The organism is Streptomyces sp. URMC 124, assembly GCF_051386455.1.
Taxonomy (GTDB): domain Bacteria; phylum Actinomycetota; class Actinomycetes; order Streptomycetales; family Streptomycetaceae; genus Streptomyces.
Genome location: NZ_JBPQTS010000336.1, coordinates 1 through 1,087 on the forward strand (window position 1 = coordinate 1; position 1,087 = coordinate 1,087).

Annotated in this window: 1 protein-coding gene; it reads right to left on the reverse strand. The window is 74.6% G+C overall.

Translation table 11 applies throughout. The annotated features are described in order from the left end of the window. Positions 1–1,087 (reverse strand): cytochrome P450 (locus ACSNOG_RS32780; protein WP_436756341.1); only part of this gene is annotated, 1,087 nt, incomplete at both ends.

A 1,087-nucleotide genomic window follows, 5' to 3' on the forward strand; every position in this document is an offset into this window, starting at 1 on the left:
GGCCGGGGGCCGGACGGCGGCGCCGGGGGGAAGCGCACGGGCAGGGCCGTCAGCGCGCGGTGGAAGGGGCCGGGGCGCCAGACCAGGCGCTCGGCGGGGATCGCGAGCTCCAGGTCCGGCAGGCGGTCGAGGAGCTTCTCCACGGCGACCGCGGCGATCAGGCGGGCCGCGTCCTTGGCCGGGCAGTGGTGGGGGCCCGCGCTCCAGGCGAGGTGGGCGCGGTTGCCGGTGCGCCGGCCGGAGAGCAGCGCGGGGTCGGTGTTGGCAGCGGCGAAGCTGACGACCACGGGCTCGCCCGCGGCCAGCGGGACGCCGCCGAAGTCGACGTCCTGGACGGGGTAGTGGACGCCGTAATTGGCCATGGGCGGGTCGAGCCACAGCACCTCGTCCAGGGCGTCCTCCACGGGCATGCTGCCGCCCGCCAGGTCGCCGGCGAAGCGGTCGTCGGAGAGCAGCAGCCGCAGGGCGTTGGCGATGAGGTTCTGCTGGGGCTCGGTGCCGGCGCCGATGAGGACGACGTGCTGGTGGATCAGTTCCTCGTCGCTCAGGCGGGCGTGGTGCGCCATGAGCCAGGACGTCATGTCCGCGGCCGGCTGCTCGCGTTTGAGGGCGATGAGCTCCACGAGGCTGCTGGTGATGAGGGCGTCGGCGCGCTCGGCGTCGACGCCGTCGAAGATGCCGGAGAAGCCCTCGACGAGGCGGTCGCCGAGCTCGGGCGGGCAGCCGAACAGCTGCTGGAACACCAGCAGCGGCAGCACCTTGGCGTACGCGCCGAGGAGGTCGGCCTCGCCCAGGCCGGCGAAGCGGTCGATGAGGGTGTCGGCGCTGCGCTCGACGTAGCCGCGCAGGGCGTTCGGGTCGATGCGCGCCAGGGAGTCGGTGACGGCCTGGCGCAGCCGCGTGTGGGCCTCGCCGTCGGAGAACAGGCAGTTCGGGCGGTACGCCATCATCGGCACGACCGGGTTGTCCGGGGCGACCCGGCCGTCGGCGAGGGCGCGCCAGCGGCGGGCGTCCTTCCCGAAGATCTCGGGGGTGCGGAGCACTTCGAGGGCGGCCCGGTAGTCGGTGACGAGGGTGGCGTGCGCGC